At 51.6% G+C, this 25,037-nt stretch carries 25 protein-coding genes and 2 other annotated features; of the genes, 1 reads left to right on the top strand and 24 read right to left on the bottom strand.

Annotation, left to right across the window (positions count from 1 at the left end; all coding sequences use genetic code 11):
- Nucleotides 1-150: 150 nt before the first annotated feature.
- The 20 genes from MCG46_RS09395 to MCG46_RS09300 all read right to left on the bottom strand — a co-directional run bounded on the left by MCG46_RS09395 (nt 151) and on the right by MCG46_RS09300 (nt 19,974).
- Nucleotides 151-2,454, bottom strand: a complete 2,304-nt coding sequence (locus MCG46_RS09395) for a peptidase U32 family protein (protein WP_240279616.1) — start codon at nt 2,452-2,454, stop codon at nt 151-153.
- A complete protein-coding gene (locus MCG46_RS09390) occupies nt 2,451-2,657 on the bottom strand; it encodes a hypothetical protein (protein WP_020223508.1) in 207 nt (68 codons plus the stop codon). The genes MCG46_RS09395 and MCG46_RS09390 overlap by 4 nt, the downstream gene beginning before the upstream one ends.
- 38 nt (nt 2,658-2,695) lie before the next feature.
- On the bottom strand, nt 2,696-3,199 hold the full coding sequence (locus MCG46_RS09385) for a DNA-deoxyinosine glycosylase (RefSeq protein WP_240279615.1): 504 nt from the start codon (nt 3,197-3,199) through the stop codon (nt 2,696-2,698).
- On the bottom strand, nt 3,196-4,500 hold the full coding sequence (locus MCG46_RS09380; RefSeq protein WP_240279613.1) for an L-serine ammonia-lyase, iron-sulfur-dependent, subunit alpha: 1,305 nt from the start codon (nt 4,498-4,500) through the stop codon (nt 3,196-3,198). Before MCG46_RS09380 ends, MCG46_RS09385 begins: the two co-directional genes overlap by 4 nt.
- A gap of 84 nt (nt 4,501-4,584) precedes the next feature.
- The gene (holA, locus tag MCG46_RS09375; RefSeq protein WP_240279611.1) at nt 4,585-5,544 is read right to left on the bottom strand and encodes a DNA polymerase III subunit delta; all 960 of its coding nucleotides are present in this window, start codon (nt 5,542-5,544) and stop codon (nt 4,585-4,587) included.
- Nucleotides 5,541-7,514, bottom strand: coding sequence for a ComEC/Rec2 family competence protein (locus tag MCG46_RS09370; protein ID WP_240279608.1), 1,974 nt, complete (start codon nt 7,512-7,514; stop codon nt 5,541-5,543). Before MCG46_RS09370 ends, holA begins: the two co-directional genes overlap by 4 nt.
- Nucleotides 7,481-7,954 (bottom strand): ComEA family DNA-binding protein, encoded by a 474-nt coding sequence (locus MCG46_RS09365; protein ID WP_240279605.1) that lies wholly within the window; start codon nt 7,952-7,954, stop codon nt 7,481-7,483. The genes MCG46_RS09370 and MCG46_RS09365 overlap by 34 nt, the downstream gene beginning before the upstream one ends.
- A 50-nt stretch (nt 7,955-8,004) precedes the next feature.
- The gene (gene greA, locus MCG46_RS09360; protein ID WP_020223502.1) at nt 8,005-8,475 is read right to left on the bottom strand and encodes a transcription elongation factor GreA; all 471 of its coding nucleotides are present in this window, start codon (nt 8,473-8,475) and stop codon (nt 8,005-8,007) included.
- 27 nt (nt 8,476-8,502) lie between these two features.
- The gene (udk, locus tag MCG46_RS09355; RefSeq protein WP_020223501.1) at nt 8,503-9,132 is read right to left on the bottom strand and encodes a uridine kinase; all 630 of its coding nucleotides are present in this window, start codon (nt 9,130-9,132) and stop codon (nt 8,503-8,505) included.
- Between the two features lie 30 nt (nt 9,133-9,162).
- Entirely contained in the window at nt 9,163-10,245 is a 1,083-nt protein-coding gene (gene mltG, locus MCG46_RS09350) for an endolytic transglycosylase MltG (protein WP_020223500.1), read from the bottom strand.
- A complete protein-coding gene (locus MCG46_RS09345) occupies nt 10,226-10,492 on the bottom strand; it encodes a DUF1292 domain-containing protein (RefSeq protein ID WP_020223499.1) in 267 nt (88 codons plus the stop codon). Before MCG46_RS09345 ends, mltG begins: the two co-directional genes overlap by 20 nt.
- Before the next feature lie 51 nt (nt 10,493-10,543).
- Complete coding sequence (gene ruvX, locus MCG46_RS09340) at nt 10,544-10,963, bottom strand: Holliday junction resolvase RuvX (protein ID WP_154239923.1); 420 nt, start codon at nt 10,961-10,963, stop codon at nt 10,544-10,546.
- Nucleotides 10,963-11,220 carry an IreB family regulatory phosphoprotein gene (locus MCG46_RS09335; RefSeq protein ID WP_006060683.1) on the bottom strand — a complete coding sequence of 86 codons (258 nt, stop codon included), beginning with the start codon at nt 11,218-11,220 and terminating at the stop codon, nt 10,963-10,965. The genes ruvX and MCG46_RS09335 overlap by 1 nt, the downstream gene beginning before the upstream one ends.
- 56 nt (nt 11,221-11,276) lie before the next feature.
- Entirely contained in the window at nt 11,277-13,898 is a 2,622-nt protein-coding gene (gene alaS, locus MCG46_RS09330) for an alanine--tRNA ligase (RefSeq protein ID WP_240279603.1), read from the bottom strand.
- 60 nt (nt 13,899-13,958) lie between these two features.
- Nucleotides 13,959-14,160, bottom strand: a binding site (T-box leader).
- The gene (locus tag MCG46_RS09325; RefSeq protein ID WP_240279601.1) at nt 14,135-15,202 is read right to left on the bottom strand and encodes an AI-2E family transporter; all 1,068 of its coding nucleotides are present in this window, start codon (nt 15,200-15,202) and stop codon (nt 14,135-14,137) included. (Overlaps the previous feature by 26 nt.)
- 26 nt (nt 15,203-15,228) lie before the next feature.
- Nucleotides 15,229-15,384 (bottom strand): hypothetical protein, encoded by a 156-nt coding sequence (locus MCG46_RS09320; protein ID WP_020223495.1) that lies wholly within the window; start codon nt 15,382-15,384, stop codon nt 15,229-15,231.
- Between the two features lie 51 nt (nt 15,385-15,435).
- Complete coding sequence (gene recD2 / locus MCG46_RS09315) at nt 15,436-17,625, bottom strand: SF1B family DNA helicase RecD2 (RefSeq protein WP_240279596.1); 2,190 nt, start codon at nt 17,623-17,625, stop codon at nt 15,436-15,438.
- Nucleotides 17,626-17,641: 16 nt separating this feature from the next.
- Nucleotides 17,642-18,340 carry a CPBP family intramembrane glutamic endopeptidase gene (locus MCG46_RS09310; protein WP_240279595.1) on the bottom strand — a complete coding sequence of 233 codons (699 nt, stop codon included), beginning with the start codon at nt 18,338-18,340 and terminating at the stop codon, nt 17,642-17,644.
- Nucleotides 18,337-19,479, bottom strand: coding sequence for a tRNA 2-thiouridine(34) synthase MnmA (gene mnmA, locus MCG46_RS09305; RefSeq protein ID WP_240279594.1), 1,143 nt, complete (start codon nt 19,477-19,479; stop codon nt 18,337-18,339). Before mnmA ends, MCG46_RS09310 begins: the two co-directional genes overlap by 4 nt.
- Before the next feature lie 63 nt (nt 19,480-19,542).
- Nucleotides 19,543-19,974: a Spx/MgsR family RNA polymerase-binding regulatory protein gene (locus MCG46_RS09300; protein ID WP_240279593.1), complete on the bottom strand. Its 432-nt coding sequence runs from the start codon at nt 19,972-19,974 to the stop codon at nt 19,543-19,545.
- 239 nt (nt 19,975-20,213) lie between these two features.
- Nucleotides 20,214-20,428 (top strand) — a binding site (T-box leader).
- A gap of 36 nt (nt 20,429-20,464) precedes the next feature.
- Here MCG46_RS09300 and trpS point away from each other — a divergent pair.
- Nucleotides 20,465-21,475, top strand: coding sequence for a tryptophan--tRNA ligase (gene trpS, locus MCG46_RS09295; RefSeq protein WP_040451366.1), 1,011 nt, complete (start codon nt 20,465-20,467; stop codon nt 21,473-21,475).
- A gap of 10 nt (nt 21,476-21,485) precedes the next feature.
- Here trpS and MCG46_RS09290 read toward each other — a convergent pair whose 3' ends face one another.
- From MCG46_RS09290 to MCG46_RS09275, 4 genes are all read right to left on the bottom strand, one after another.
- The gene (locus MCG46_RS09290) at nt 21,486-21,662 is read right to left on the bottom strand and encodes a hypothetical protein (protein ID WP_154239935.1); all 177 of its coding nucleotides are present in this window, start codon (nt 21,660-21,662) and stop codon (nt 21,486-21,488) included.
- A 113-nt stretch (nt 21,663-21,775) separates the two neighbouring features.
- Nucleotides 21,776-22,636: a YitT family protein gene (locus MCG46_RS09285; protein ID WP_020223487.1), complete on the bottom strand. Its 861-nt coding sequence runs from the start codon at nt 22,634-22,636 to the stop codon at nt 21,776-21,778.
- 90 nt (nt 22,637-22,726) lie between these two features.
- The gene (locus MCG46_RS09280) at nt 22,727-24,496 is read right to left on the bottom strand and encodes an asparagine synthetase B family protein (protein WP_020223486.1); all 1,770 of its coding nucleotides are present in this window, start codon (nt 24,494-24,496) and stop codon (nt 22,727-22,729) included.
- Between the two features lie 47 nt (nt 24,497-24,543).
- Nucleotides 24,544-24,972, bottom strand: a complete 429-nt coding sequence (locus MCG46_RS09275) for a competence protein ComK (protein ID WP_240279592.1) — start codon at nt 24,970-24,972, stop codon at nt 24,544-24,546.
- Between the last annotated feature and the right edge of the window lie 65 nt (nt 24,973-25,037).

Raw genomic sequence — 25,037 nt, 5'->3', positions numbered from 1 at the left:
TCTTTTTTTAGTTTAGCATACTTGTTTCCAGGAATACAGCTGCATTCAGCTGATCCTCAAAAAAGGTTGTTCAGCCAGAGGAAACAAAAAAACCGCAGCGGTTGTTTCGCGGCGATTAATTTAGGTGCTTTATTTTTTTATTCACGCTTGTTATCCGATTTCCGTCGGTTGACGCTCGGCGCGGATAGCCAGATAATGTGTCACGATTTCCCGGCTGGTTCGGGCGTCTTCCAACGTCAGACGGATCTTCCAGGAAGAATGAACGTCCAGCTCATCCGCTCTCAGCTGAAACGGTGTCTTTTCAAGCGTGTGGCTGAAACAGGCGGCATCCCCGAAAACCGGAAGCCGTTCGCCTTTTTTATTTTTCAGCGCGTAAGCTTTTTGATGACAAAGCTGGCAGTTCCTCTGGTTTCCATCGCTGAGAATGCGTTTGACCGGACAGGCTTTGGATACCATTAAATCCCGATAACCATAGACAAACTGGACGGTGGGTGCGGATCTGTGGAACTGCTTTTCAAACGCTGCGCGAATTTCTGTCTGCTGAGCCGCAGTCAGTTCCAATGAGAATTCAACACCTTGAACCGCTTGTTGGCTTAAAAGCAGCGCCAGCGCTTCGCTGTTGGTTACATTGAACCCACTCGTACAGATCAGTTTCGATGTTGCCCGGCTCAGTGTACCGATCTCCTCAGCCTGCAGCCACTCGCCTTCCAGCACGGTTGGTTTTTCCTGAACCCGCAGCGAGGACGGCATGATCTGCGGATACGCCTGAATCAGTGCCGGCCAGCTGCTGACAAGCTGAACGGGCAGATCAAGCAGCGCTTCGGCCTGTTCCCGTGTTTCGATCTGAACGATCAGCTTAGGCAAGGCTGATTTCGCCTCGATGACCATGGATTGAATCGGCTGACGCTGATTCGGCCCACGATGTGGATAGCGGACTTCGCGCAGCTGAATTAACGCGGCTAAGGCCTGCCGGCGGGCTTCATTAATTTGCTGGACAGGCAGAAACAATGCACCTTCCAGAAGATTGGTGACTTCCTTCAGGACAAACGGCGTATCGTTGAGCTTTCCCAGCTGACTCACTAACCGCTGTTGGTCTAACGGCGCCTTCTGCGCCGGCTGAAGCCTTTGCTGTGTTCTGGCTTCGGCACAATAGCCCTGCGCGTCGCTGACCGTCAAAACCATCGGTTCCCCCGCCTTGCCGCAAACGGTAAAGCATACCGGAATGCGGTAAGTTGGCTGGGCAGACTGAGCCTGAATAACCTTCATCAGTTCGCTGTCTGTGGTCTGAAGCAAAGCCGCGCCAGGCTTTACTTTTTCCGCAACCGGCAGTTCCAGGATATCGCCGCTCTGCCCCTGTGCGCACAACAAATCATTTTTATAAATATAATTGGCCGTAAATCCGATATCTTCGCCATTTTCCCGCAGGATGCGCAGACCATCGCCCTGATGCAGCGGCGCGCTCAGCCGTACCTGAACCCGGCCGCCGCGCTGACTCAGCACAGTTCCGATTTGAACACCGACATGATTGGGACGCAGCGGATTCATTACGGCACTGCCCTGTTGGTGAAAGAGATATCCCTCTGTAAAGCCGCGGTTGAATAGTTTTTTCAGCCGGATCTGTTCAGCTTCATCGCTTCTTTCAGGCTGTCCGTTTAGGACCGCGTCAATCTTTTCCCGATACGCCCGCACGACAGCGCCGACATATTCCGGACGTTTCATCCGTCCCTCAATTTTGAAGCTCGTCGCACCGCTTTGCATCAGCTGTTCCACATGCTGCAGCGTATTGAGATCCATCGGACTTAACAAGTATTCACCCGGAGCTTTGATTTCCCGTCCACTTTCCAATTCAACTAACTGATACGGCATCCGGCAGGGCTGCGCGCATTGTCCGCGGTTGCCGCTGCGGCCGCCCTGGATGCTGGACATCAGACATTCGCCGCTGTAACAGACGCACAGCGCCCCATAGACGAAAATCTCCAGATCCAGTCCCTCTTCAGCGCATTCCTGCACCAGCTCAAGCGGAGTTTCCCGCGCCAGAACAGCTCGCTGCATCCCTAATTCCTTAACCCAGCGCACGCCCTCGCGGTTATGGATATGCATCTGAGTTGAGGCATGCAGCTCAAAATCCGGATAAGCACGGCGAATCCAGGAAACTAATCCGAGATCCTGCAGGATCAAGGCATCGACATCACTGTGATAAAGGAAGTCAATCAGCGCTTTCGCCTCATCCAGTTCGTTTTCCATGATCAGTGTATTGACCGTTACATAGACCTTGACCTCATGCTGGTGACAATAACGCACGGCCTGCTGCAGCTGCTGGGCATCAAAATTGCCGGCATACGCCCGGGCGCCGAAGCGCGTCGATCCCAGATAAACCGCATCCGCACCGTTGTTGACCGCGGCGAGCAGCGCCTCCATGCTGCCGGCTGGAGCTAAAAGTTCCGGGCGTTTCATCCCAGAACTCCTTTTATGATCAACGACAGGCCTAAAATAGCCAGTGGAATTCCTACCCACAGACCGATCAGCGTCATGCACAAAATCAAGCCAAGGGCACAGACAACCAGTCCCAGGATGATTGTGATCAGCTTGCCGCATAAGGACAGCACCAATCCTGTCAGCCAGAACACCAGTTTAAACGGCCATAGTAAAATTCCCATACAAACACCTCCCTAAGCCTCCCTGCGGAAGGCCTGTTTTAAAGTTCAAACAAAAACCGATAGGCTGCGACCAGCTGATCCAGCGACATCGCGGCGTTGGCGGGTGAAGTCGAAGGCAGGATCAGCGCCTCGATTCCCGTTTCCGCCTGAGCATATTTCTGATACAGCCGGCCGGCTGTCTTGCCGGTTGTGACAATCGTTTTAATTTCCGTCGCGGCTAACAGCGGCTTAAAATCATTGACTTGGACGTCGCGGATACTGGCGTCGCTGCTGCCGGCAATCGTACAGCTGGCAATCACATCCCACAGCGCAAAATGCCGCCGATGCAAAAACGCTGTACGCTGCTCAACGGTTTCCAGCAGCGAGCCGTCCAGCGCCGCCATGAGCGGCCAGAAGCGGTTGCGCGGGTGAGCGTAATAAAACGCCTGCTGCCGTGAGGCCACTGAAGGCATGGAACCGAGAATCAGCACACGGCTGTGCGCATCATAGATCGGCGCGAAAGGATGGACAATCTTCTCTGTTTTGGGCGTCGGATTACTCATAGATCAAAGCGGATCGGGGAAGCCAGCACATCGTTTTCCATGACGGCTTCTTCAACGATCAAATGACCATCCAGACACGAAGGATGCTCCTCCGGGACAATCTGAACCTCTTTGGCCAGACCGCCCAGGGAAGTTTCCTTCAACTCAATCGGCAGATGCTTGCCGGTATAATTCATCGTCTTCACGACAACGTCGAAGCTGACGCGGTTCTTTTTCACCCGGCTCATCGTCCGCGCTAAGGACATCGCGTCCAGCGCGCGCAGCACCGCTACCGCATTGCGTTCAATACAAGGAATGATGACATAGCCGCCAACCGGATCACACGTCAGTCCCAGATGGTGTTCCATGCCGATTTCTGCAGCATATTCAATCTGAGCGCAGTTCATGCCATTTAAATAAGCCGCTGCCGCCGCCGCCATCGCACACGCTGCGCCGATTTCTGCCTGACAGCCGCCGACTGCGCCGGAGATCGTTGCGTTGGTTTTGATCAGATCGCCGAACAATCCCGCCACCGCTAAAGCTTTGACCAGCTTGCCGCGGGTGATCTGGCGATCGTTATAATAATAGTACATCAGCGCCGCCATGACGCCGCAGGAGCCCAGCGTCGGAGCCGTGACCACCGTTCCGGCTGAAGCATTCTGTTCGCTGGCCGCATAGGCATAGGCGGCTAAGCGCATCTTTGACCGCTCGGCTTCCTCTTCAATCGTTCCGGCCTGCAGCAGCATCGCTTTCGCTGCCCGCTCCATTTTTAACCGCCCCGGCAGGATACCGCTGGCCTGCAGGCCCTGCTTCACCGAAGCGAGCATGGCCGTCAAAATCGTATCGAGATAGACTTCCAAGCCTTCCTCGGCACGCAGCGCATATTCGGCGAAACCGATCTTTTCCCGCTCACAGACCTCACGGATACTCTGCATGGAATTTTCAGGATAGACATTCTCGCCGGTTTCCAGATGCTTTTCCAGAATTTTTATAGACCCGCCGCCAACCGAGAAAACAGTCCATTTTGCCAGCAGCTGATGGGCTTCGTTATAGCCGCGGATATAAAAACCGTTGGGAAAGCTTTCCTTCCAGTCCTTTAAAAAGAAAATCGTCGTTTTCGCTGGTTCAAAAGTTTTGCGGATAATGTAGTCGGTCAGATGACCCTTGCCGGTCAAAGATAACGAGCCATACAGTTCAACTTCCACATGATGCAGTTTTTCGCCGTATTCCGCTTTATACAGCTGGCAGGCCCGCTGCGGCCCCAGCGTATGTGAGCTGCTGGGACCCGGACCGATTTTATACAGTTCCTTTAATGAATCCATCATAACACTCCCTTTATTCTATCAGCGTTCTTATTTGTTTCGCTGTCCATTCCCATTGGATTTCTATTTTCTGCGGCTGCTTCTCTACCGTGCGGCTTTGATTAAAAACATCTCAAAACCCAGCTTCCGATCCAGCGTACCGCTTTTAAAGCGTTGATCCAGCTCTGCCAGATCATTTAAAATTTCCAAAAGCCGCTCAGAATTCAGCCGGGCCACCGCTTCATGGGCTTTCTTAACCCGAAACGGATGAACCTTCAGCTGCTGAGCGATCATCGATTCACTCATTCTTCGATCGCTGAGCATCCGCACCTGCGCCATTAAACGAAACTGTGAGGCCAGCAAGGCGACCAGATAGATCGGATCTTTATTCAAGGAATCCAGATCCTTCCACAAATGCATCGCTTGTTTCAGGTTATGGGTGATGACCGCGTTGACCAGATGGAACACATCCTCATCCAGCGGCCGGCTGACCAGATGCACGATATCATCGCGGCTGATCTTGGTTCCATACAGCGTCAGCTTGATCAGCTCCTGATGAAAACTTTCCATATCCAACGGCAGCCGCTGCATCAATTCCTCCATCGCATCCCGCGACAGAATCAGCTGATGGGCGGACAGCTGCTGGTTGACATAAGAACGAAACTCCCGCTCATCCATCCGCTTCATCGTGAACACCCGGCAGGTCTTCAAAACCAGCTTGACGAGCTTCTTGCGCTGATCCAAGCTGTCAAATTCACCGCAGAAGATCAGATCTGTGCTCGGACAAGCCTGGTTGAGATATTCCTCAAGAGCTTTGCCGTCCTTATCATTCAAGGATCCTGACGGCGTTAAAAATACCGGATTGCGGACCACCACCGTTTTCTTTTCCGCAAAAAACGGAATGGTCCAGGCGTCCTCCAGAACCGCACGAAGCTGAAAATCGGCGCTGCCTGCATCGTAGACCACCGTGTTCATGCCTGTGTTTTCCGGATCGTTTGCTTTCAGCAGTTCGTCCAGTTTTTTCTTCAGCCGATACGTTTCCGACCCGTACAATAAATAGTTCATCGAATCACCTCCCCTATTATAGCAAATCCCCGGCGCGCGGTAAAAAGGAAATTACAAATCGGCGTCATGACAATGCGGATATCGCCTTCCTGCTGTGTATCCAGAAGTGGGATCCGGCAGTCTTGCAGCCTTCGGACAACATCGGGATGCGGATGTCCGTAGCGATTGCCGCGGCCGCTGGAATTTAACGCAAGCTTGGGCTGAAGTGTTTTCAGCCAGCGCTGACAGCTGGAAGTTTGGCTTCCATGATGTCCCAGCTTGATCACATCCGCGCGCAGGCCGGGGATTTGATTCAGGATCTTCTGTTCAACCTCCACCGGCGCATCACCGGATAAAAGCATCGTCAGATCATTCATCCGCAAAAGCAGCACAAGACTGTTTTCGTTGCTTTCGTCAGAATCAGGATCGACATTTAGATTGAATAGTGTCAGGCCACCTATTGTCAGCGGTTCATCCAGCTCTTCAACAACGCTCGAAGGATGATAGCGTTCGATCAAGGCTTCCTTATTTCCGCTGTGATCCTCATCCTGATGCGTCAGAATCAAAGCATCCAGCCTGCGGATGCCTTCCCCTTCCAACATCGCCTCGACCTGATCCCAAGCCGCAGGTTTGCCGGTATCAATCAGTATGTTGCCTTGATTATACGGCAGACGCAGCAGAAGACTGTCGCCCTGGCCGACGTCGATCAGCGTCAGACTGGCCCAGGGATGCCACCAGCCGAAAACCGTCCACAGGATTAACAGAAAACTGAAAACAATTGCGCGATGGCGTTTCATCAACAAGCCGGTTAGGCTCGCCAATACAACAACGATCCATGAAAGCTTTCCCGGAAGCACGCCACCAAGCTGAACCAGACGATCCAGAAAACCTGCCAGCGTGGTACTGAAGGTGAATCCTGGCGGCCAGATCAGCCCGCCCAAACAGCCCAGTGTACACAACCCCAATCCCCAACGCAGCGGCTGCATTCCCAATACCATCACAGGACTGACGGAGTGAAACAGCCCGCTCTGCAGACACCAGCTGAGATTGTACCGTGATATTCGCGGGGATTGGCGGAAGGGAAACAAGGCACACAGCGCAAAGGCAAATGGAAGCAGAAAGGCTGCCGTGGCTACGCGGCGCGGTGCCAGAAGCAACAACAGCGTCCATTTCATTTCAAACTTTTCAATTCGATCAACGCCAGAAAGAAACCGAAAGCCTTCATTCAGGGATAAGCGGATCAAGGGATACGGAAAGTGCAGGATGACCGCAATGCCCAGCGCCGTACCTAAGCGCATCCAGCGAACGATACGCGGTTTCCAAAACCATCCGCAGATCGTGGCAAAGCCGCCCAGGATCACGCTGTATTGGAATCCGCAGTGAAGCAGAATCGCCAGACCCGTTTCCCGTTCGTTAACGCCAAGAATAAACTTATTGGCCAGCGCCCGCTGAAGCGGATCGAAAATGGCGGCAATCCGCCGCTGCAGGAAAGCCCGCGGCGTTTTCCCTTGACGTCCAATTTCAAGCGTATCCGCATAAATCCGGCCGTTTAACCTTTCCCGAAGTGACCAGGCCTTTGCATCAAAGCCATAAAAGGAATCGTTTTCATCAAATGCCTGACTGATTCCCTCGACCTGGACCTGATCATCCAAACCGGGCAAGGTTTTGCTGATCACCTGAAAGCGTCCCTGTTCACTCTGCAGTACAAAACTCCCGGCGGAAACGGAGGTAACCGTTCCCGAGAAGCAAGAACCAGAAACGAACGGGGCGGGCTGCAGCTGAATACTTAAAATTGCAAGGATGGCCAAAATCCGAAGTGTCATGAATAAACGCCGGGATCGCGGTGTTCCAATTAAGACAAATACCGCGCTGAAAAGCAAGCCAACACCCCAAAAAGCTTCCGGCAGACACAGACTGATTACTGCGCACAAAAGCCAGCGCAACGCTTCCGGATGGTTCATAGGCAGATGAAATCCTTGAGTGCATCCCATTTCTTCTGCTTGATGCCCGGAACCTGCATCAGATCTTCCAGCTGCTGAAACAGACCGTGTTCCGCCCGATAGTCAACAATTTTCTGAGCCGTTGCCTGACCAATTCCCGGCAGCTGCATGAGCTGCTCCAGCGTGGCGGTGTTAATGGATATCCGCGGTGTGGACTGAAGCTGCGGAATCCGAATCACATCGTTGTCCTTGAGCGTCATCGTCATGGAAAACGGCGTGAGATCCGCATCCTCAGCCAGCTCCACCTGGGCAAGCACCTCGCCCAGCTGTGTGTAGGGGGCACAGGTCAGCGTCTGCGGCTGAAGTACGGCGCCTTCAATCGTCACAGTAATCGGCTGACCCCGCATTGTTTCCAGATCGACAACCCGCTGCGGAATCACCGGCAGAAGCAGAAAAACAAAACAAAAAATAAGCAGGAACCCTTTTTTCATAAGATCACCCGCTTATTCTATTGCGCAAATTGTCAAAATTCCTGTTTTTTTTACCGAATTTCTAAAATCTTTACCTGATAAGGTTCATCAACCAGAACTTCCACTGTCTGACCCACCTTGTGTTCCAGAATAGCTTCCGCTAACGGCGTCACATTGGAAAGCTTTCCGTTCAGCGGATCCGCTTCAACCGATCCTACGATCGTAAACTCGTCGATCTGATGCGTATCCAGCTCTTCAATCTTAACGGTTGAACCAATCTTGGCCACCCGGACTGAACCCTGCTTATCATCGATAATCTCGATGTTGTTGAGCATGATTTCAAGCTCGCGGATCCGTGCTTCGACCTGGGCCTGGCGATCCCGCGCTGCATCATAATCAGCATTTTCTGACAAGTCACCCTGCGCACGGGCAGCTTTCAGATCTTCAATGACTTCCTGACGAACAACATGGATCAGGTTTTCCTGTTCCTTTTTTAATTCTTCAAGACCTTCTTGAGTTACATAAATTTTCTCATCTGCCATTGGTACTCTCACTCCTTAGCTTGGCTATTATAGCATATTTGGACTGATGATGCTACTGATTTTTGTCTTCAGCAGATCAATCGCAACGACGTTGCTTCCGCCCTCAGGGATGATCACATCGGCATACCGTTTAGAGGGTTCAATGAACTGCTCGTGCATCACCCGCACCGTTTCCGTATACTGATTGACCACCGACTGCAGCGTCCGGCCGCGCTCTTCAACATCGCGCATCAGCCGGCGGATAAAACGAATATCAGCGTCGGTATCGACATAAACCTTAATGTTCAGCCGTTTGCGCAGCTCCGGCTCCTCCAGAACAAACAGGCCTTCCAGAACTACGACGTCACACGGCTCAACGACTTCTGTAAGCGTACTGCGGGTATGCTGAACGAAGTCATAAACCGGTTTTTCAATCGCCTGTCCCGCTAACAGCGCATCGATCTGTTCAATCATCAGCGCATGATCAAAGGCAAACGGATGATCGTAATTGGTCTTCACCCGCTCCGCCATCGTCTTCTCCGACTGATCTTTGTAATAATCATCCTCCCGGATGATCACGACCGAGCGCGTCTGCTCAAATTCTTCCTTTAAGCACTGGGCAATCGTTGTTTTCCCGGATGCGCTGCCGCCGGCGATCCCGATTAATAACGGCTTCATTTCAACTCACCTCTCATGAAAACTGCTTGCTTATTTCAGATACTTGCGGACATTGGCCTGATGCTCGGCATAGGTTTTGGCATAATAGACCGTTCCATCCCCCTTGACATCCGCCATAAAATACAGATAATCGCTTGCCTGCGGCTGCAGCACCGCCGCAATCGCATCCCGTCCCGGATTCAGAATCGGCCCCGGCGGCAGACCCTCAACCCGATAGGTATTGTAAGGCGAATCAAAGTCCGGATTCACCTCGCACGCCATCCAGTCGTCGTCTTTTTCCTTGTCAATCGCATAGCACACCGTGACGCTGGACTGCAGCTTCATGCCGGCATGCAGACGATTGTAGAATACGCCGGCGACAAGCTGCATATCACTCGGCTTGGCCGCTTCATACTGCACGATTGAAGCCAGCGTAAACAACTGATGAATACTCAGCTCTGACTGCGCAAACTGATCCGCGAAGTCATTGTAAACCTTCAGCGTCTGATCCAGAATCTTCCGCGTGATCTGATCGGCATCGGCATCGACAAAGAAGTTGTAGGTTTCCGGGAACAAATAGCCTTCCAAAAGGATCCGGCTGCTGCTGTTGAAAATTTCTTCCGTTAAAAACGGATAATCGCTCATAAGCGAGCGGACATAAGCTTCATCATTCCACAATGCTAACATTTCATCCTTGCTGCACTGCGTCGTTTCTCCGATTTTTTCGGCAATATGCTTCGCCCAGTCGCCTTCGATAAACGTTAAACGCGTATCATTGACCACGGCTCCATGAGAATCATTGAGCACTTCAAAGATTTCCCTGACCTCCCAACTGGAATCCAGGATGTAGGTACCCGCTTTAATGTTGGTCAGCTTTGCCATCTTGACACTGATTTTCGCTGCCCAGCCGCTGCGGATAATCCCCTGTGCTTCCAGCTTGTCCATCACCCGGTTCAGCGATTCACCCTGATTGACCGTAAAGGTGATCTGTTCACTTTGGGATGACGCCGGCTTGAGCTGGCCGTTGTAAAAAAGAATTCCGCCCAAAACCAAAGCAGCACCCAAAACCAAAATGATCACGGCCGTGATCAGGCCGGTATTTTTTCTGCGGCGCTTATTCTTCGACTTCGGCATCGTCTAATTCCTCGACAAAAGCCCCGAAGACTTCTTCAATCATGCTCCACTCATCCGGATCCTCAACCGGCTCCATCTCGCCTTCTTCATTATAGCTGCAGGCAAAAACTTCGCCCTCTTCATCCTTCGGATCGGTAAACAGCACATAGCTCTTGCCGCGTGCATCATCGTCAAAGGTGAACAGAATCTCCATTTCGGTTTCCGTACCGTCTTCTTCCGTAATTAAAATTTTATTTGACTCCAACATCGCTTTTTCCTCCTTTTTGCGATTCAAATGAAAGAGTGCATTGCTGCACTCTTAGCGTTTCTGATCTAAATAACTTTGCAGAATCTGTACTGCCGCCATCTGATCGATCACCGCTTTGCGCTTTTTGCGGGAAACATCCGCCGAAATTAAAATTCGCTCCGCTGCCGCGGTCGTCAGCCGTTCATCCTGCAGAATCACCGGCAGTCCGCTCTCGGCTTCCAATTTCGCTTTAAAATCCAGCGAGATCTGTCCCCGAATGCCGACGTCGCCATTCATATGCTTCGGTAAGCCCAGTACAAATTTTACGGCGCCCAATTCCTTCGCGAGCTGCACAGCCCGGCTGCAGGCGGCGTCATAATCATCCGGGTCAAACCGGAACGTTTCCACGGTTCGGGCAATCATGCCCAAAGGATCGGAAACGGCGATCCCCAGGGTCCGGCTGCCCAGATCCAAGCCCATAATCCGTTCCATTACTTTTCTTCCAGATAGGAACGAACCAGTTCCTCAATAATCTCGTAGCGCTCCACTGACTGAATAATGCTGCGGGCGTTGTGATGCGAGGAAATATAGGCGGGATCGTTGGAAATCAGATACCCTGCCAGCTGGTTAACGGCATTGTAGCCTCGTTCTTCGAGCGCTTCTTTGGTCAGCCGGAGCACCTGCTTGATGTTGTCTCTGCGGATCTCCTCTGATTTAAAAGACATCGTTTCGGTAATTTGTTTTGACATGGATATCCCTCCTTGAATTTATTTTAGCGTAAACTGCGGAAATTGGAAAGGGATTTTCAAAGTTTTGAACGAATCAAGGTAAAGACTTCATCTACTTTTGAAGCATCTTTGCCGCCGGACTGTGCCATATCCGGCCGGCCGCCGCCGTTGCCCTGACTCATCTGGGCCGCCAATTTAACGAAATCACCGGCTTTTATGCCCTTAGCGATCGCTTCCTTGCTGCAGGCGCAGACATAGGTTACCTTGCCCTCACCCGGGTTCGCCAAGAAGATGAAAGATTTTTCACACTTATTGCGAAGCGTCTCCGCCAGGTTCTTCATGGCCTGGCCATCGAGTCCAGAAACCTTTTCCAGAATGAGTTTCAGACCGTTGACTTCTTCGGCATGACTGACCAGATCGTCAGCCTTCAGCACCATCATTTTCTGATTCAGCTGTCCGATTTCTTTATTCAGCGTGCTGTTTTCTTCCAATACGCCAGCGACCTTCTCACTGACGCCGTTTAAGCTGTTCATCTTCAGCTGTGCAGCGATGTTTTTTAACACGTCCTGCTCGCTGACGAATTCCTGATAAGCCGCGTAACCAGTCTTGGCCGTGATCCGGCGGATTCCGGAGCCGATGCTTTCCTCACTGATAATCTTGAACACGCCGATGTCCTGAGTGTTATGGACATGCGTGCCGGCGCACAGCTCCTTGGACACGCTGCCCATCGAAACGACGCGGACCTCATCGCCGTATTTCTCATCAAACAGCGCGATCGCACCGGAATGCTTGGCTTCCTCAACCGCCATCACCTCAGTGCAAACCGGATATTTCGCCATCACGAATTCATTGACCAGCGCTTCGACTTCTTTCAGCTGCTTGTCGCTGACTTTTTCAAAATGCGTGAAGTCAAACCGGGCATAATCTTCACAGACGTAAGAGCCCGCCTGAGCGATGTGCTCGCCGACGACTTTCTTCAAAGCGCTCTGCATCAGATGGACGCAGGAATGATTGGCCATCGTGCGCAGCCGGCGTTCTGCATCCACCTGCAGCTGCAGCGTCATGCCTTCTTTCAGCACGCCGTCTTTCACCTGAACATGATGCATGAACTGTTTATGCGGTGCTTTCTTGACGTCTAAGACGACACACTCCGCTTCCGCACAGCGCATCACACCGCCGTCGGCAACCTGTCCGCCGCTTTCAGCATAGAAGCAGGAACGATCCAGGATCACTTCCCCTTCCTCCTCCAGCATTGAAACGCGCTCGCCGTTTTTAAACAAGCCGGTGATGGTTCCGGTATCGCACATCGTTTCATAACCGGTAAATTCAAACGGAGCGGTGAAATCCATCAGATCCGCGGACTGACTGGCCATCGACTGAGCATCCTCACGCGCTGCTCTGGCTCGTTCCCGCTGCTTGGCCATCTGTGCCTCGAAGCCTTCCTCATCAATCGTATAACCGCGCTCGCCGGCAATTTCCTTGGTCAGCTCTAATGGGAAGCCATAGGTATCATACAGCTTGAAGACCACTTCGCCGCTCAGTGTTTTACTATTCTGGGCTTTGGCTAATTCTTCATTGAGCAGCTTCTCGCCGTTGGCCAGCGTCGAATGGAACGCTTCTTCTTCATTCTTGACCAGCTTGGCGACAAATTCGGTTTTTTCCAGCAGATACGGATAGAAATCCTGCATGTTGGCAGCTACGACATCGACCAGCTTATACATAAAGGCTCCGCTGATGCCCAGCTTGATGCCATAGCGCACCGCCCGGCGCAGGACCCGGCGCAGGACATACCCGCGGCCTTCGTTGGAGAACATCGCCCCATCGCTCAATGCGAAAGTCACCGTTCGGATATGATCGGCGATGACGCGGTACGCCATTTTATATTCCCCTTCATACGGATGTTGGGCAAGCTTTTCCGCCGCACGGATGATCGGCAGAAACAGATCGGTATCAAAGTTGGTTTCCCCTTCCTGGATGATCGAAACCAAACGTTCTAGTCCCATCCCGGTATCAATATTCTTATGCGGCAGTTCCTTATACAGCTTGCGGTCAGTGCCTGGACGGCAGTCAAACTGACTGAACACGACGTTCCAGACTTCGATGTAGCGGTCATTTTCCATTTCTTCAAAGAACAGCTTTTCGCCTAAGCCTTCCGGATCATATTTTTCGCCCCGGTCATAGAAGATTTCGCTGTCCGGTCCGCCCGGCCCTTCACCGATCTCCCAGAAGTTATCATAAGTTTTTAAGATATGACTCGGATCGACTCCGCAGACCTCGGTCCAGATCCGGTAAGCATCCTCATCATCCGGATAGACGGTCACGTACAGTTTGTCTTTGTCAAAACCGATCCAGTCCGGGGAAGTTAAAAATTCCCACGCAAACGGAATCGCTTCTTCCTTGAAGTAATCGCCGATTGAAAAGTTTCCGAGCATCTCAAAGAAGGTATGATGCCGGGCGGTTTTGCCGACGTTTTCAATATCGTTGGTGCGGATTGATTTCTGGGCGTTGGCGATCCGGTTGCAGGCCGGCTTCTCGCTGCCGTCAAAATATTTTTTCAGCGCGGCGACGCCGGCATTGATCCACAACAACGTCGGATCATTATGCGGGATCAGTGAAGCTCCCGGTTCGATCATATGGCCTTTGGATTGGAAGTAGTCCAGAAACATCTGGCGTACCTGATTGCCTGTTAACTCTTTCATGTTTGTTTCTTCCTTTCTGCTTGTTTGACACGTTTGCCAAAATAAAAAGCGCCCTGAAACTCCAGGAACGCTTAATTCACGCGGTACCATCCTGATTCATTTCTTTGTTCAAAGAAATGCCCTCATTTCTCTTTAACGCAGAGCACACGTTGCTTTGGGCAAACTCGGAAGCGGCTTCAATCAGTTTCCATGAAAACTTGCACCGCCGTTTTCTCTCTGCAATGGAGCTGTCTGATTTACTCTTCTTCGTCATCGTTTTCAAAACTATCGAAATTATACCACACACTTTCCCAAGTGCCAACTGTTTCCGTGCATTTTGCGAAAAGATAACTGCGGTAAGCCAGCTGCACGATCGCCGCCAGAATCGGTGCCAGAATAATCCCGATCATGCCGAAAAAACAGCCGCCTGCCAACAGCGCGATCAGCGTATAAATCGGCCGCAGGTTCATGACCTTTTTAAAGATCAGCGGCTGAACCCAGTTCGCTTCGATCTGTTGGATCAGCCATAACAGAATCCCCAGCATCCACGGGATCTGACCTGTCGCGAAATACTGAGCGAGCAGAATGATGATCTGGCCGACTGTTGCGCCCAGATAGGGAATCAGATTCAGCAGCGCCAGCATGATCGCATAGAACACGGCATTGGGCACCTTGAAGATCAGCAGCAGCACCGAAACGCTGACCATCAGAAACAACAGATCCAGCGCCAAGCCGCGCAGATAATGATAGACGACACGGGAGCTGGTCTTGTAAAAAAGCAGCCAGTGCTGATAAGACGGCAGCCGTTTTTTCAGGATCCGGGCAAAGGCCTCCATATCCAGCGCGATGAAATAGGCGCCTAAAAAGCCGACGCCGAAAAACGACAGCCGGTCGACGGCGCTGCGGGTTGCGCTCATCGCTGCTTCATAACCAGCGGCGAATACTCCATGCCAGTCCAGCTGCCCAGCCCAGTTGAAAAATTCAGTCGCGGCCAGCTGCGAGCGCAGCCGTCCGGCTTCATTCAACAGCTGCGTGCCCTGCTCCATTACAAGCGGCACCATCATGCCGATGCCCAGCACCAACAAACCGAGGAATCCAAAATAGACCAGCGAACAGCTGATCCCTCGGGGAAACGGCAGCTTCTCGACAAACGGCTCAAACAAAAAGACGATCAGACACGAAAACACCAGCGGCGACAATGCGTGCAGAACGGCCATCAGCACGCTGTCCCAGCCCAGCATCCGAAGCAGGATCATCGTGATCAACAGACAGCCCAGACACTGCAGCCAGCGTTTCCAGTTCACACGCTGAAACAAGTCTTTCATCAACAAGAAACCCCGTCACAGCGGGGTTAGTGTTCAAGATCCATCTGATGCATCTTGCGGATCAGCTTCTTTTTGCATTTGCAGGCCTTGTAATACGCGTCGTCGAGTTCATCTTCATTGGTAAATGCCACTACGGCGCCGGCTGCCATGCCCAATACGAAACCGCATAACCATTTTTTCATACTATCCACTCCTTCTAGCGATAGTATGCCCGCCCATTTTCCCGTCTATTCCTAAAATTGCGGATTGAGCATCGCTGCGATCCGCTGGGTCAGTGTCGTCGAACGTAAATGGTGTTCCTGACTGGCAATGCCGCGGATAAATGCTTCTTTTTCCCCTAAGAGCACCAATGATTTCTTAGCCCGCGTCACGCCGGTGTAAATCAAGCGCCGCTGCAGCATGATTCCATAGTCGCGCACAATCGGCATGATGACGATCGGATATTCGCTGCCCTGGGACTTATGAACGGAGATGCAGTAGGCGTGGGAAATATTCAGCAGATTATCCGAGGTATATTCCACAAGAATTCCCTCAAAGTCCACGATTAACCGGTTCTTGCCGGCTTCATCCTCATTGGCGTAGATGATCTCGACCAGCATGCCGATATCCCCGTTGTACACATCGTCATCCGGCTGGTTTTTCAGCTGCAGGATCTTATCGCCTTCACGGAAGGTGCGGTAGCCGGCTTTCCATTCGCGTTTGCCTTTTTCCGGCGGATTGAGGCATTGCTGCAAAGCGGCGTTGAGGCGGTCGATGCCGGCCGGGCCGTTGTACTTGCTGGCCAGAACCTGAATATCCTGCAGCTCATAGCCTTTATCCAGGGCCGATTGGACAACCCGGATGACCTGATCTTTAATTTCATACAGGCCCACTGGGAAAAACGCCACGTCGCCCTGGCAGTCCAGCGCTTCGGTTTGTCCCTGGCGGATCTGATGTGCCAACGTGATGACATCACTGCCCTCGCTCTGACGGAAAATCCGTTCCAGACGCACTAGCGGAAACAGCTCGGAAGTGATCAGATCCTTCAGCACGCAGCCGCAGCGGACCGAGGGCAGCTGATCCTCATCGCCGATGATGCACAGCTTTTTGACATGCACCGAGGCTTTGCATAAAGCTGCAAACAACCAGCTGTCGACCATCGAAAATTCGTCGATGATCAGCAGGTCCACGATTAACGGATCCTGTTCCGTCTTGGTAAAGGTGTTGGATTCCAGATCCCAGCCCAGCAGGCTGTGGATCGTAAACGTATCGGTTTCCGTCAGCTCCGCCAGCCGCTTGGCTGCCCGTCCGGTCGGGGCGCAGCAGGCGATCCGCTGATACGGGTACAGTTTTTTAAACAGAGCGGTCAAAGCGCGCACAACGGTGGTTTTTCCCGTTCCCGGACCGCCGGTTAAAATCATGGCATCATGCTCAAAAAATGTATGAATGGCTTCCAGCTGAGCCTGATCATATGTGATCGCCAGCTTTTCCTGCAGCGCGTCCAGTTCCCGCTGCAGCTCTGCGGGATTGACCGGCTCCAGTTCTTCAAACGGGAACACGGTCAGAAACTGTGCGATCTGAACCTCTGCATCATATTGATCAACGTGATAGATGCGCCCTTCTTCTTCAACTAAACGCCGCTGCAGCAGCAGCGAGTCCAGCAGATCGTCAAAATGATAGGTTAATCCGGCGCACTGCCGCTGCATCTGCCGGGCCAGGCTCTCGCGGCTGACATAGGTATCGCCGCTTTGCATATTCATCTGGTCGACCAAGGCCACCATTGCCGCTTCCAACCGCCGCGGATCCTCCAGCTCAAAGCCCAGCGACATCGCCACCTTATCAGCCGTCGCAAAGCCAATTCCATCGACCTCATCGACCATCCGATATGGATTCTGCTGGATTTTTTCAACGGCTTCCTTACCGTAGATCCGCTCCAGCTTCATGACATGGCGCATTCCCAAGCCATGCGCGACAAAAAACTGAATCAGATTTTCAAGATCGTCATCGCTTTCCTTTAAGCCTTCCAGAATTGCCGTCCGGCGCTTCGCCGTCATTTTCGGTACGCGGTCCAAAACAGCCGGGTCCTTCTTGATTAAATTGATCGCGTCCTTGCCCAGAGCTTCGACGAGGGTTTCAGCATATTTTCTGCCGATGCCTTCAAACAGCGGCCCTGATAAAAAACGGATCAGGGAATCCTCGTCATCCGGCATGACGCGGTGAAACGTTTCCACCTGAAACTGCATGCCGTAGCGGGGATGATCGATATACAGCCCGCTGAGCTCCATCAGCACATCATCGTTGAACACCGGCAGATAGCCGGTAATTGTCACCTGCCGCTGCTGCAGATCATCGACGATAAACCGGGCGACCGTGTAGCCGTTGTCATCGTTGCGGAAAACAACCTGTTTCAGCTTGCCGCGGATGACATCGCGTTCCTCACTCATTTCCCTCATTCCTTTCCTACAGCAGAATCAGCACGACGCTGATCAAATTGTTCAGCCCATGCATGAACAGCGGACTGATCAGCGTCTGATTTTCTTCTTCTGCCGCACACAACAGATAACCCATCGTCCCATAGACAAGGATAAAGATGCCGTCGCTGAGATTTCCGCTTAAAAGCGAAGTGAAAACGTGCAGCAGCCCAAACAGAAAGCCGCTGACCCAAGCCGCATTGCGAAAGCTTGTACGGTTTCGTAGCGTTGCAAACACCGCTCCGCGAAACACCGTTTCTTCTACAATCGGCGCAAACACACACGTCACCAGAACGATCTGCAGCGGAGATTGGGTCAGCTGCTGAACAACGGTATCCTGATTCTGACTGCTTGACAAACCGGTGATCAGAATAATTGCCAAATTCAGTCCGTACATGATAAGCCACATCTGCACATAGTGCGTCAGGGAAGATTTGATGATATTTCGGCGGTTCTGCCGAAACCGCCGAAGATGCTCTTTTAACAACGGCCAGGCTGCCGTCACCGTGACCGCAAACACCCACAGATATACTGCATTTTCCAAGATCGGCTGCAAATGCTTAATCCCCAGCGGCTCAAGCAAGGAATAAAGCAGGCCGATCAGCATCGGATAAACAAACAGATAACCCACAAAATAGTTCGCCAGAATCAGCTGCACGCGCCGGCGTGAGAGTGTAAAAGGCTTCATTGCTCAAAGCTGCGGACTCGATCCGTCAGCGATTGGCCCTTGTGCCAGACTTCCTCGATCACACCGCCGCCCAGACATTGATCTTCCAGATAGAAAACCGCCTGCTGCCCCGGCGTCACCGAAGCCACCTGCTGGGGATAGGTCAGCTTCACTGTTGTTTCATCCAAAAACTCCAGCGTCACCGGATTGTCTTTCTGGCGATAGCGGAATTTCGCGCAGCAGGTCAATGTTCCCTGCGGCTTGGCTTTGCCCAGCCAGTTGACGCCGCTGACCAGACATGTATCGCTGAGCAGCCAGTCGTTGCTTTCGCCGCTGGCCACCAGCAGTTCATTGCGGACGACATCCTTGCCGACGACAAACCATGGGCCGCCCTCGCCGCCGATGCCTAAACCTTTGCGCTGACCGATCGTGTAGTACAGCACGCCTTCATGTTCGCCTAAAATCCGCCGGCTCTTGACATCGACAATCGTTCCGGACTTTGCCGGCAGATAATTCTTCAGAAATTCCCGGAAATTCCGCTCGCCGATAAAACAGATCCCCGTCGAATCTTTTTTTTCCGCAATCGACAGCTTCAGCTCCTTCGCAATCCGCCGCACCTCCGGCTTTTCGATCTCACCCAACGGAAAACATGTATGCGCCAAAGCTTCCGAAGCAACCTGACATAAGAAATAGCTTTGATCCTTATTCAGATCCTTGGCTTTGTACAGCCTGCTGAAATCTTCTTCATGCTGAACCCGCGCGTAGTGCCCGGTTGCCAGCGTATCAAAGCCCCGGCTCTTGGCGAAATCCAGAAAGCTGGAGAATTTAATGTATTTGTTGCACAGAATATCCGGATTCGGCGTTCTTCCCTTCTGATATTCCTGCAGGAAGTTGGAAAACACATGATCCCAATACTCTTTGACAAAATCGACGCGCAAAAGCTCTAACCCCAGACTGTCAGCGACACTTTTGGCATCCATCCAGTCTTTTTCCTGGGGACAGACATCGGCATCGGCATTAGGATTGCCTAAAAAGTCGTTGTTGGCCATGGAATCCCAATTGCGCATAAACGCACAGGATACGTCCAAACCCTGTTGTTTTAAAAGATAGGCTGCAACGGCGGAATCGACGCCGCCTGATAAACCGACCAATATTTTCATCGTGGATCCTCCCTTATGCTTTCTTTTGGATTGAGGAAAAAAACAAGCATCCGCAGATGCTTGTCAGGCTTCTTCCCGGATCTTGCCGCAGCCGGCGTAATTCGGACAGCTGGCGTTGCAGGACAGCTGTGCCAGCGACCGCAGCTGCTGGGGAACGAAGGCGTCGATCTCTTCCTCATCATAGCCGACCTGGAAGTTACGCTCATTCAGAATGATCGGCCGTTTCAGAACCGATGGATTTTCCTGAATAAAATGAACCAGCTCGCTGATCGTCATCTCATCCAAATCAATCGCATTCTGCTGGATGATCTTGGACCGTTTGGAAATAATATCCTCCGATCCATTTTCACTGCGCATCAACAAATGCCGGATCTCCGTTTCGTTGAGCAGGGTTGTAAAAATATTTTTTTCAAGATACGGTAGATTCCGCTCTTTCAGCCATTGTTTGACCTTACGGCAGGAAGCACAGCCAGGTGAAGTATACACTACGATCATAAATTGCACCGCCATTTCTATTTGAACACAATCAGACTGAAACCGGACTCAGTCCGCTCATGATTCCTTTTGAGCTTTTATCATACAATGAAACAGCCGGAAATTCAATCCGGCGGCCGCGGATTCTCTTGCAAATCGTCGGTTTTTTTCGATCCTTGCGGGCTTCCCCGCTTTCCGCTTCTTTCTTCAAGGTTATCTAAAAGCAGGCTTGCATGTTGCTTCCGTTTGTGCTTAAATGAAGGAAAGCAGTGAAGAAAAAGCAGTAGCGTAATTTCGTTGACATCCAGAGAGATGAGGGTTGGTGCAACTCATCCGCAGAAATTAAGTGAAATGGGTTTTCCGAGCTTTGGAAAGCATCAGTTTTCCAACGGAACAGGCCGTTATCCTGCATGAGCGGTTTTTCAGAACATCTGAAAAACAAGCTGGGTGGTACCACGCGTCAGGCGTCCCGGTTGTCGGGGCGCTTTTTTTATCAGAAAAGGAGAAAAACATGGAAAACACAGAAAAAAGAAAAGTCATGCTCAGCGGCATCAAGCCGAGCGGACAGCTGACCCTGGGCAACTATATCGGCGCCCTGCGCAACTTCGTCAAGTATCAGGATGAATATGAAATGCTCGTATTCATCGCCAACCTGCACTGTATTACTGTCTATCAGGATCCTCAGGAACTGAAAAAGAATCTCAAAGACGCAGTGGCGCTGTATCTGGCCTGCGGACTGGATCCCCATCAGGCAACGATTTTCTTGCAGTCGGATGTAAAGGAACATGCTCAGCTGGGCTTCATCATGAACTGCAACAGCTACCAAGGTGAGCTGAATCGGATGACGCAGTATAAGGACAAGGTAGCGAAGGGCGAAACGAATCTGACTGTCGGCCTGTATACTTACCCCTGCCTGATGGCGGCGGATATTCTGATTTATGATGCGGATTACGTTCCGGTCGGTGAGGATCAGAAGCAGCACGTCGAGCTGACCCGTGATATTGCCAATCGTTTCAACAACCGCTATGGACAGACCTTCCGGATTCCGGAGCCAGTGGTGCCGAAGGTCGGCGCGCGGATTATGTCATTAAGCGATCCGACGAAGAAAATGTCCAAGTCGGACAAAGGCGACAAGGGCTGCATCTACTTGCTGGAAGATCTGAAATCAGCCCGCAAAAAGATTATGTCTGCCGTGACGGACAACGAAGCCTGCGTTCGCTTTGACCCTCAGAACCAGCCGGGCATTGCCAACCTGTTAACGATCATGTCCTCTTTGTCGGGCGAGCCGATCGATGCGATTGTTGACCGCTTTGCCGGCAAGGGCTATGGTGAGTTCAAAGGGGCTGTAGCCGATGTCGTCTGCGGTGAACTGGAAACGATTCAGGCGCGCTATCAAGCGATTATCCAATCGGACCTGATTGAAAAAACCTTAGCGGAAGGAGCGGTTAAAGCCCAGCGGCTGGCCAGCCGCAAGCTGGAAAAAGTGCAGCGGAAGATCGGCATCGAGTTCCGCAAACGATAAACGGACAGCCTCAGCTGTCCGAATCCTGGGATGATTTGGATTCCAGGATTTTTTTATCGGCGTGTTTCCATGCCACACTTTGCCAGTAGCGCTGCAGCCGGCTTTCCTGCCGGGTCTTGGGCTGAATCAGATTGTCCGCCAGGTCCAGCATCTTCTGCAGCTTCGCATCGTTCACTCGATATTCCACAAACTTCGCCTCTTTCTTTGCCCCCAGCATACCTGCTGAAAAGCAAAAAATCTGTCGTTTTCCGTCTGATACGCAAAAAAAGACGTCCCGACTGGAGGACGTCTTACCCCTGGCTAATCCAGCGGCTTCTGATAATAATTTCCGATGATCTTATCGGTTTTGGAAACATTGATAAACACCTTCGGATCCACCTTACGAATCGCTTCGATCAAACCATGAACCTGATAGGCGTTGACCGTCATAAACAACAGGCACCGCGGGGTATGCGAGAACCCACCTTCTCCCCACAGCTTTGTAATCCCATGGCGGCAATAATGGAACACCGCGTCGCAGACCTCCTCCGGCTTCTCCGTGATGATAAACAGCGAATTCAGCTTGTAGCGCAAATGCATTCCCTGCACCACCTGAGTGCTGCAGAACTGATAGATAATCGAATACAAAGCCTGTTCCCAACCGAACAAAACCCCAGCCACGATTAACATCGCTGCATTGAAATACATGACATAGGACCAGGTTGGAGCGTTGTACTTGGTCGAAGCATAGATGGCGATAAAATCCGTTCCCCCGGAGCTGGCATCGGAACGCAGCGCGATCGAAATCGCCAGGCCGCCGACGATTCCGCCGAAAACCGCGATTAAAAGCATATCGCTGGTGATCGGAAAGGTCGGAAGCAGTTCGGTGAACAAGCTGGTCAGCGAATACTGCAATACAGAAAAGATCGTAAAACGATGACCGACGTATTTGTAAACTAACAGCGTCGGCGGAATGTTCAGCAGGAAATAGAAAACGCTGAACGGAATTTCAATGTTGCCGAATTTGCTCAGCGACATGCTGAACAGCCGGGACAGGCCGGCGAAGCCGCCCGGAAACAGATTGCCGGTTTCGACAAAGGCTTTCATCGCGATCGCATAAACAAAAGCGGAAATAATGACCGCAATCAATGTCCTGCAGTCTTTTTTGGCTTGGTTTGACATAACTTCTCCTCTTTTTTCCATTCCTCATTTTATCATCTTTATTTTGTCTTTCAAGCCAAAAAACAATCAAACAGACAGAGAATTGAAATTCTAGAATTCGATGCGGATCTGATACCGTCTTAACCACAGTTCCAGCTGAATGAAATAGGCCAGAAGCTGCGGTCCCATCATCAGCTGTCCAAACCAAGGCTTGGCAAAACTGCCGCCGTCGGTATCGATTAACTGCTGCAGAGCAGCGGGATCAAGCAGCTCGCACATCCGGCATTCCGGATCATTGAGCAGGCTCTGAAGGCGTTGTTTTACCCGCCGGGTATACTCCGGATGATACGTCTTCGGATATGGATTTTTCTTGCGGTGTGCAACCTGAGCCGGCAGCTTATCCTCAAACGCCATGCGCAGCAGACCCTTTTCCTCCCCTTTTAAGAATTTCATTGACCACGGTACGTTATACAAATACTGATACAATTTCGCATCGCAGAACGGCGCCCGCACCGTCAGTCCGGTCAGCTCGGCCATCGCTTCCTGGCGCTGAATCAAAGTCTGCATAAACCAATGAACGGTGAGATACGTCATCGTCTTCGCCCGCTGATCCTGCTCGCTGTCAAACGGATCCTTGGGTGCGCGCTGCACCGTCGCCCAATAGGCCGCCCGCATCGCGCCTTCATAATCCAGCTCGTTGATCGGCGCTCGCAGCAGCTTCACGCGCTGGGGCAGTGACTGCAGCCATGGAAATGATTTCAGATCGACAAGATCACTGCGGTAAAACCAAGGATAGCCGCCGAACAGTTCATCCGAACATTCGCCTGTCAGAACCGAATCCGTCTGTTCTTTGACCTTGCGGTACATCCAAAGCAGACTCGAATCCACATCCGCCATCCCCGGTCCATCCCGGCCGACCATCGCGGTTTCCAGCAGTTCTTCACACTCCCGCTGAGTGATCAGCAGCGGTTGGTGATGAAACTGATACCGCTGAACCATGGCGTCAATATAGTCGTTATCGCGGGTCGTCTGATACGCGTAGCCTTTAAAATACTGCTCGTTGCCTTCATAATCCAGAGAAAAGGTGTTCAGCGGTCCCCGCTGAGCAGCCAGGGCACATAGAATACTGCTGTCCAATCCGCCGGAAAGAAAGGCCGCGTGCACCTGCGAAGCTTCACACTGGCGGTTCAGAGAATCCTGAACCATCTGGCGGATATGCGCCGCCGTGGTTGCCAGATCCTCATTGTGCCGATGAACGTTCAGCTCAAAGTATTCATGCAGACTTTCCTTGCGGTCGCGGATTAACAGCGCATGTCCGATCGGCAGCTCCGCGACATTTTTATAGAAAGTCTGTCCTTCCGTATGCGATGGGCCTAATGCAAACAATTCCAGCAAGGAGCTGCGATTGATCACCGGCGTCCGGCTGCCCTCCGCAAACAAGCCTTTAATCTGATCCGAAAACAGCCACTCTCCATCCGGTTTTCGGGTATAATACAACGTTTTAACCCCCATCGGATCCCGCACGATATGCAGCTGATGTCCCTGAATGAAGATGATGACAAATCCTCCATCCAGTTTTTCAAACAGCTTTTCATTCAGAATTTCATACAGCTGCGCCAGCATCTTCGCGCTGCTTCCCGTACTCTGCGGCCGGTATTGTTCCCATATTCGGCGCAGCTCTTCTTCATTGTCCAGAACTCCTGACCAGAAACAGCCGCATTTGCGCTGACTGTCATAATACATCTGTTCCGGTCTGGCGGATGCCAGAAGATGTTCGTCACTGACGATTGTCAGCTCGTCTTTCAGTCCCATTCGTTCTAAGCGGGACTGTTCTTTTTGAATATTTCGATTTTCATTGAATATCAGATTGATCTTCGTCATAATTTCCTCCTCATCGTTTCATTCTATGACGAAAGCAAACATCTGATTCATCGCAGACAAATCAATGTTTTTAAATACTGCAGACTGCGGCTGCGCTGCTGACGCAGACTCCGGGCACAGACTAACAGCCGATACACAACACCCGTATCAAAATAAACGACAGCCAATCCATGATCATTGCCGATCTTGCGGATTCGGTCCGCCCGCACATAAACACAGTCATCCCGTTCCATGGATACCGTCGGAATGAAAATCCAAGGCGGATATCCGCCAACATACAGAGCGGGCTTCTGAATGATCCCCATTTTTTTACGATAACCTTCCAGCCGGCCTTCCAGACTGCTGCCGGCTTCAACGCACCAGCGACGCAGCCACTTAATCGGTTTTTCGGGCAGTGTGTAAATGGTTCCGTCGCTGTCAATCGCAATCGTACAGTGCTTTTTTGAATCATAATAAAGTAGTAATAAATCTTTCATAAGTTCCCCTTTTAGCGCAATTGGTGAATGATTCGTCACTATAAATATTGCAGAAAATTTTAAAA

Origin of the sequence: Holdemania massiliensis, assembly GCF_022440805.1 — a bacterium.
Taxonomy (GTDB): Bacteria; Bacillota_I; Bacilli_A; order Erysipelotrichales; family Erysipelotrichaceae; genus Holdemania; species Holdemania massiliensis_A.
Note: the sequence above shows the minus strand (reverse complement) of the source record. Positions and strands in the feature narration are given on the sequence as shown.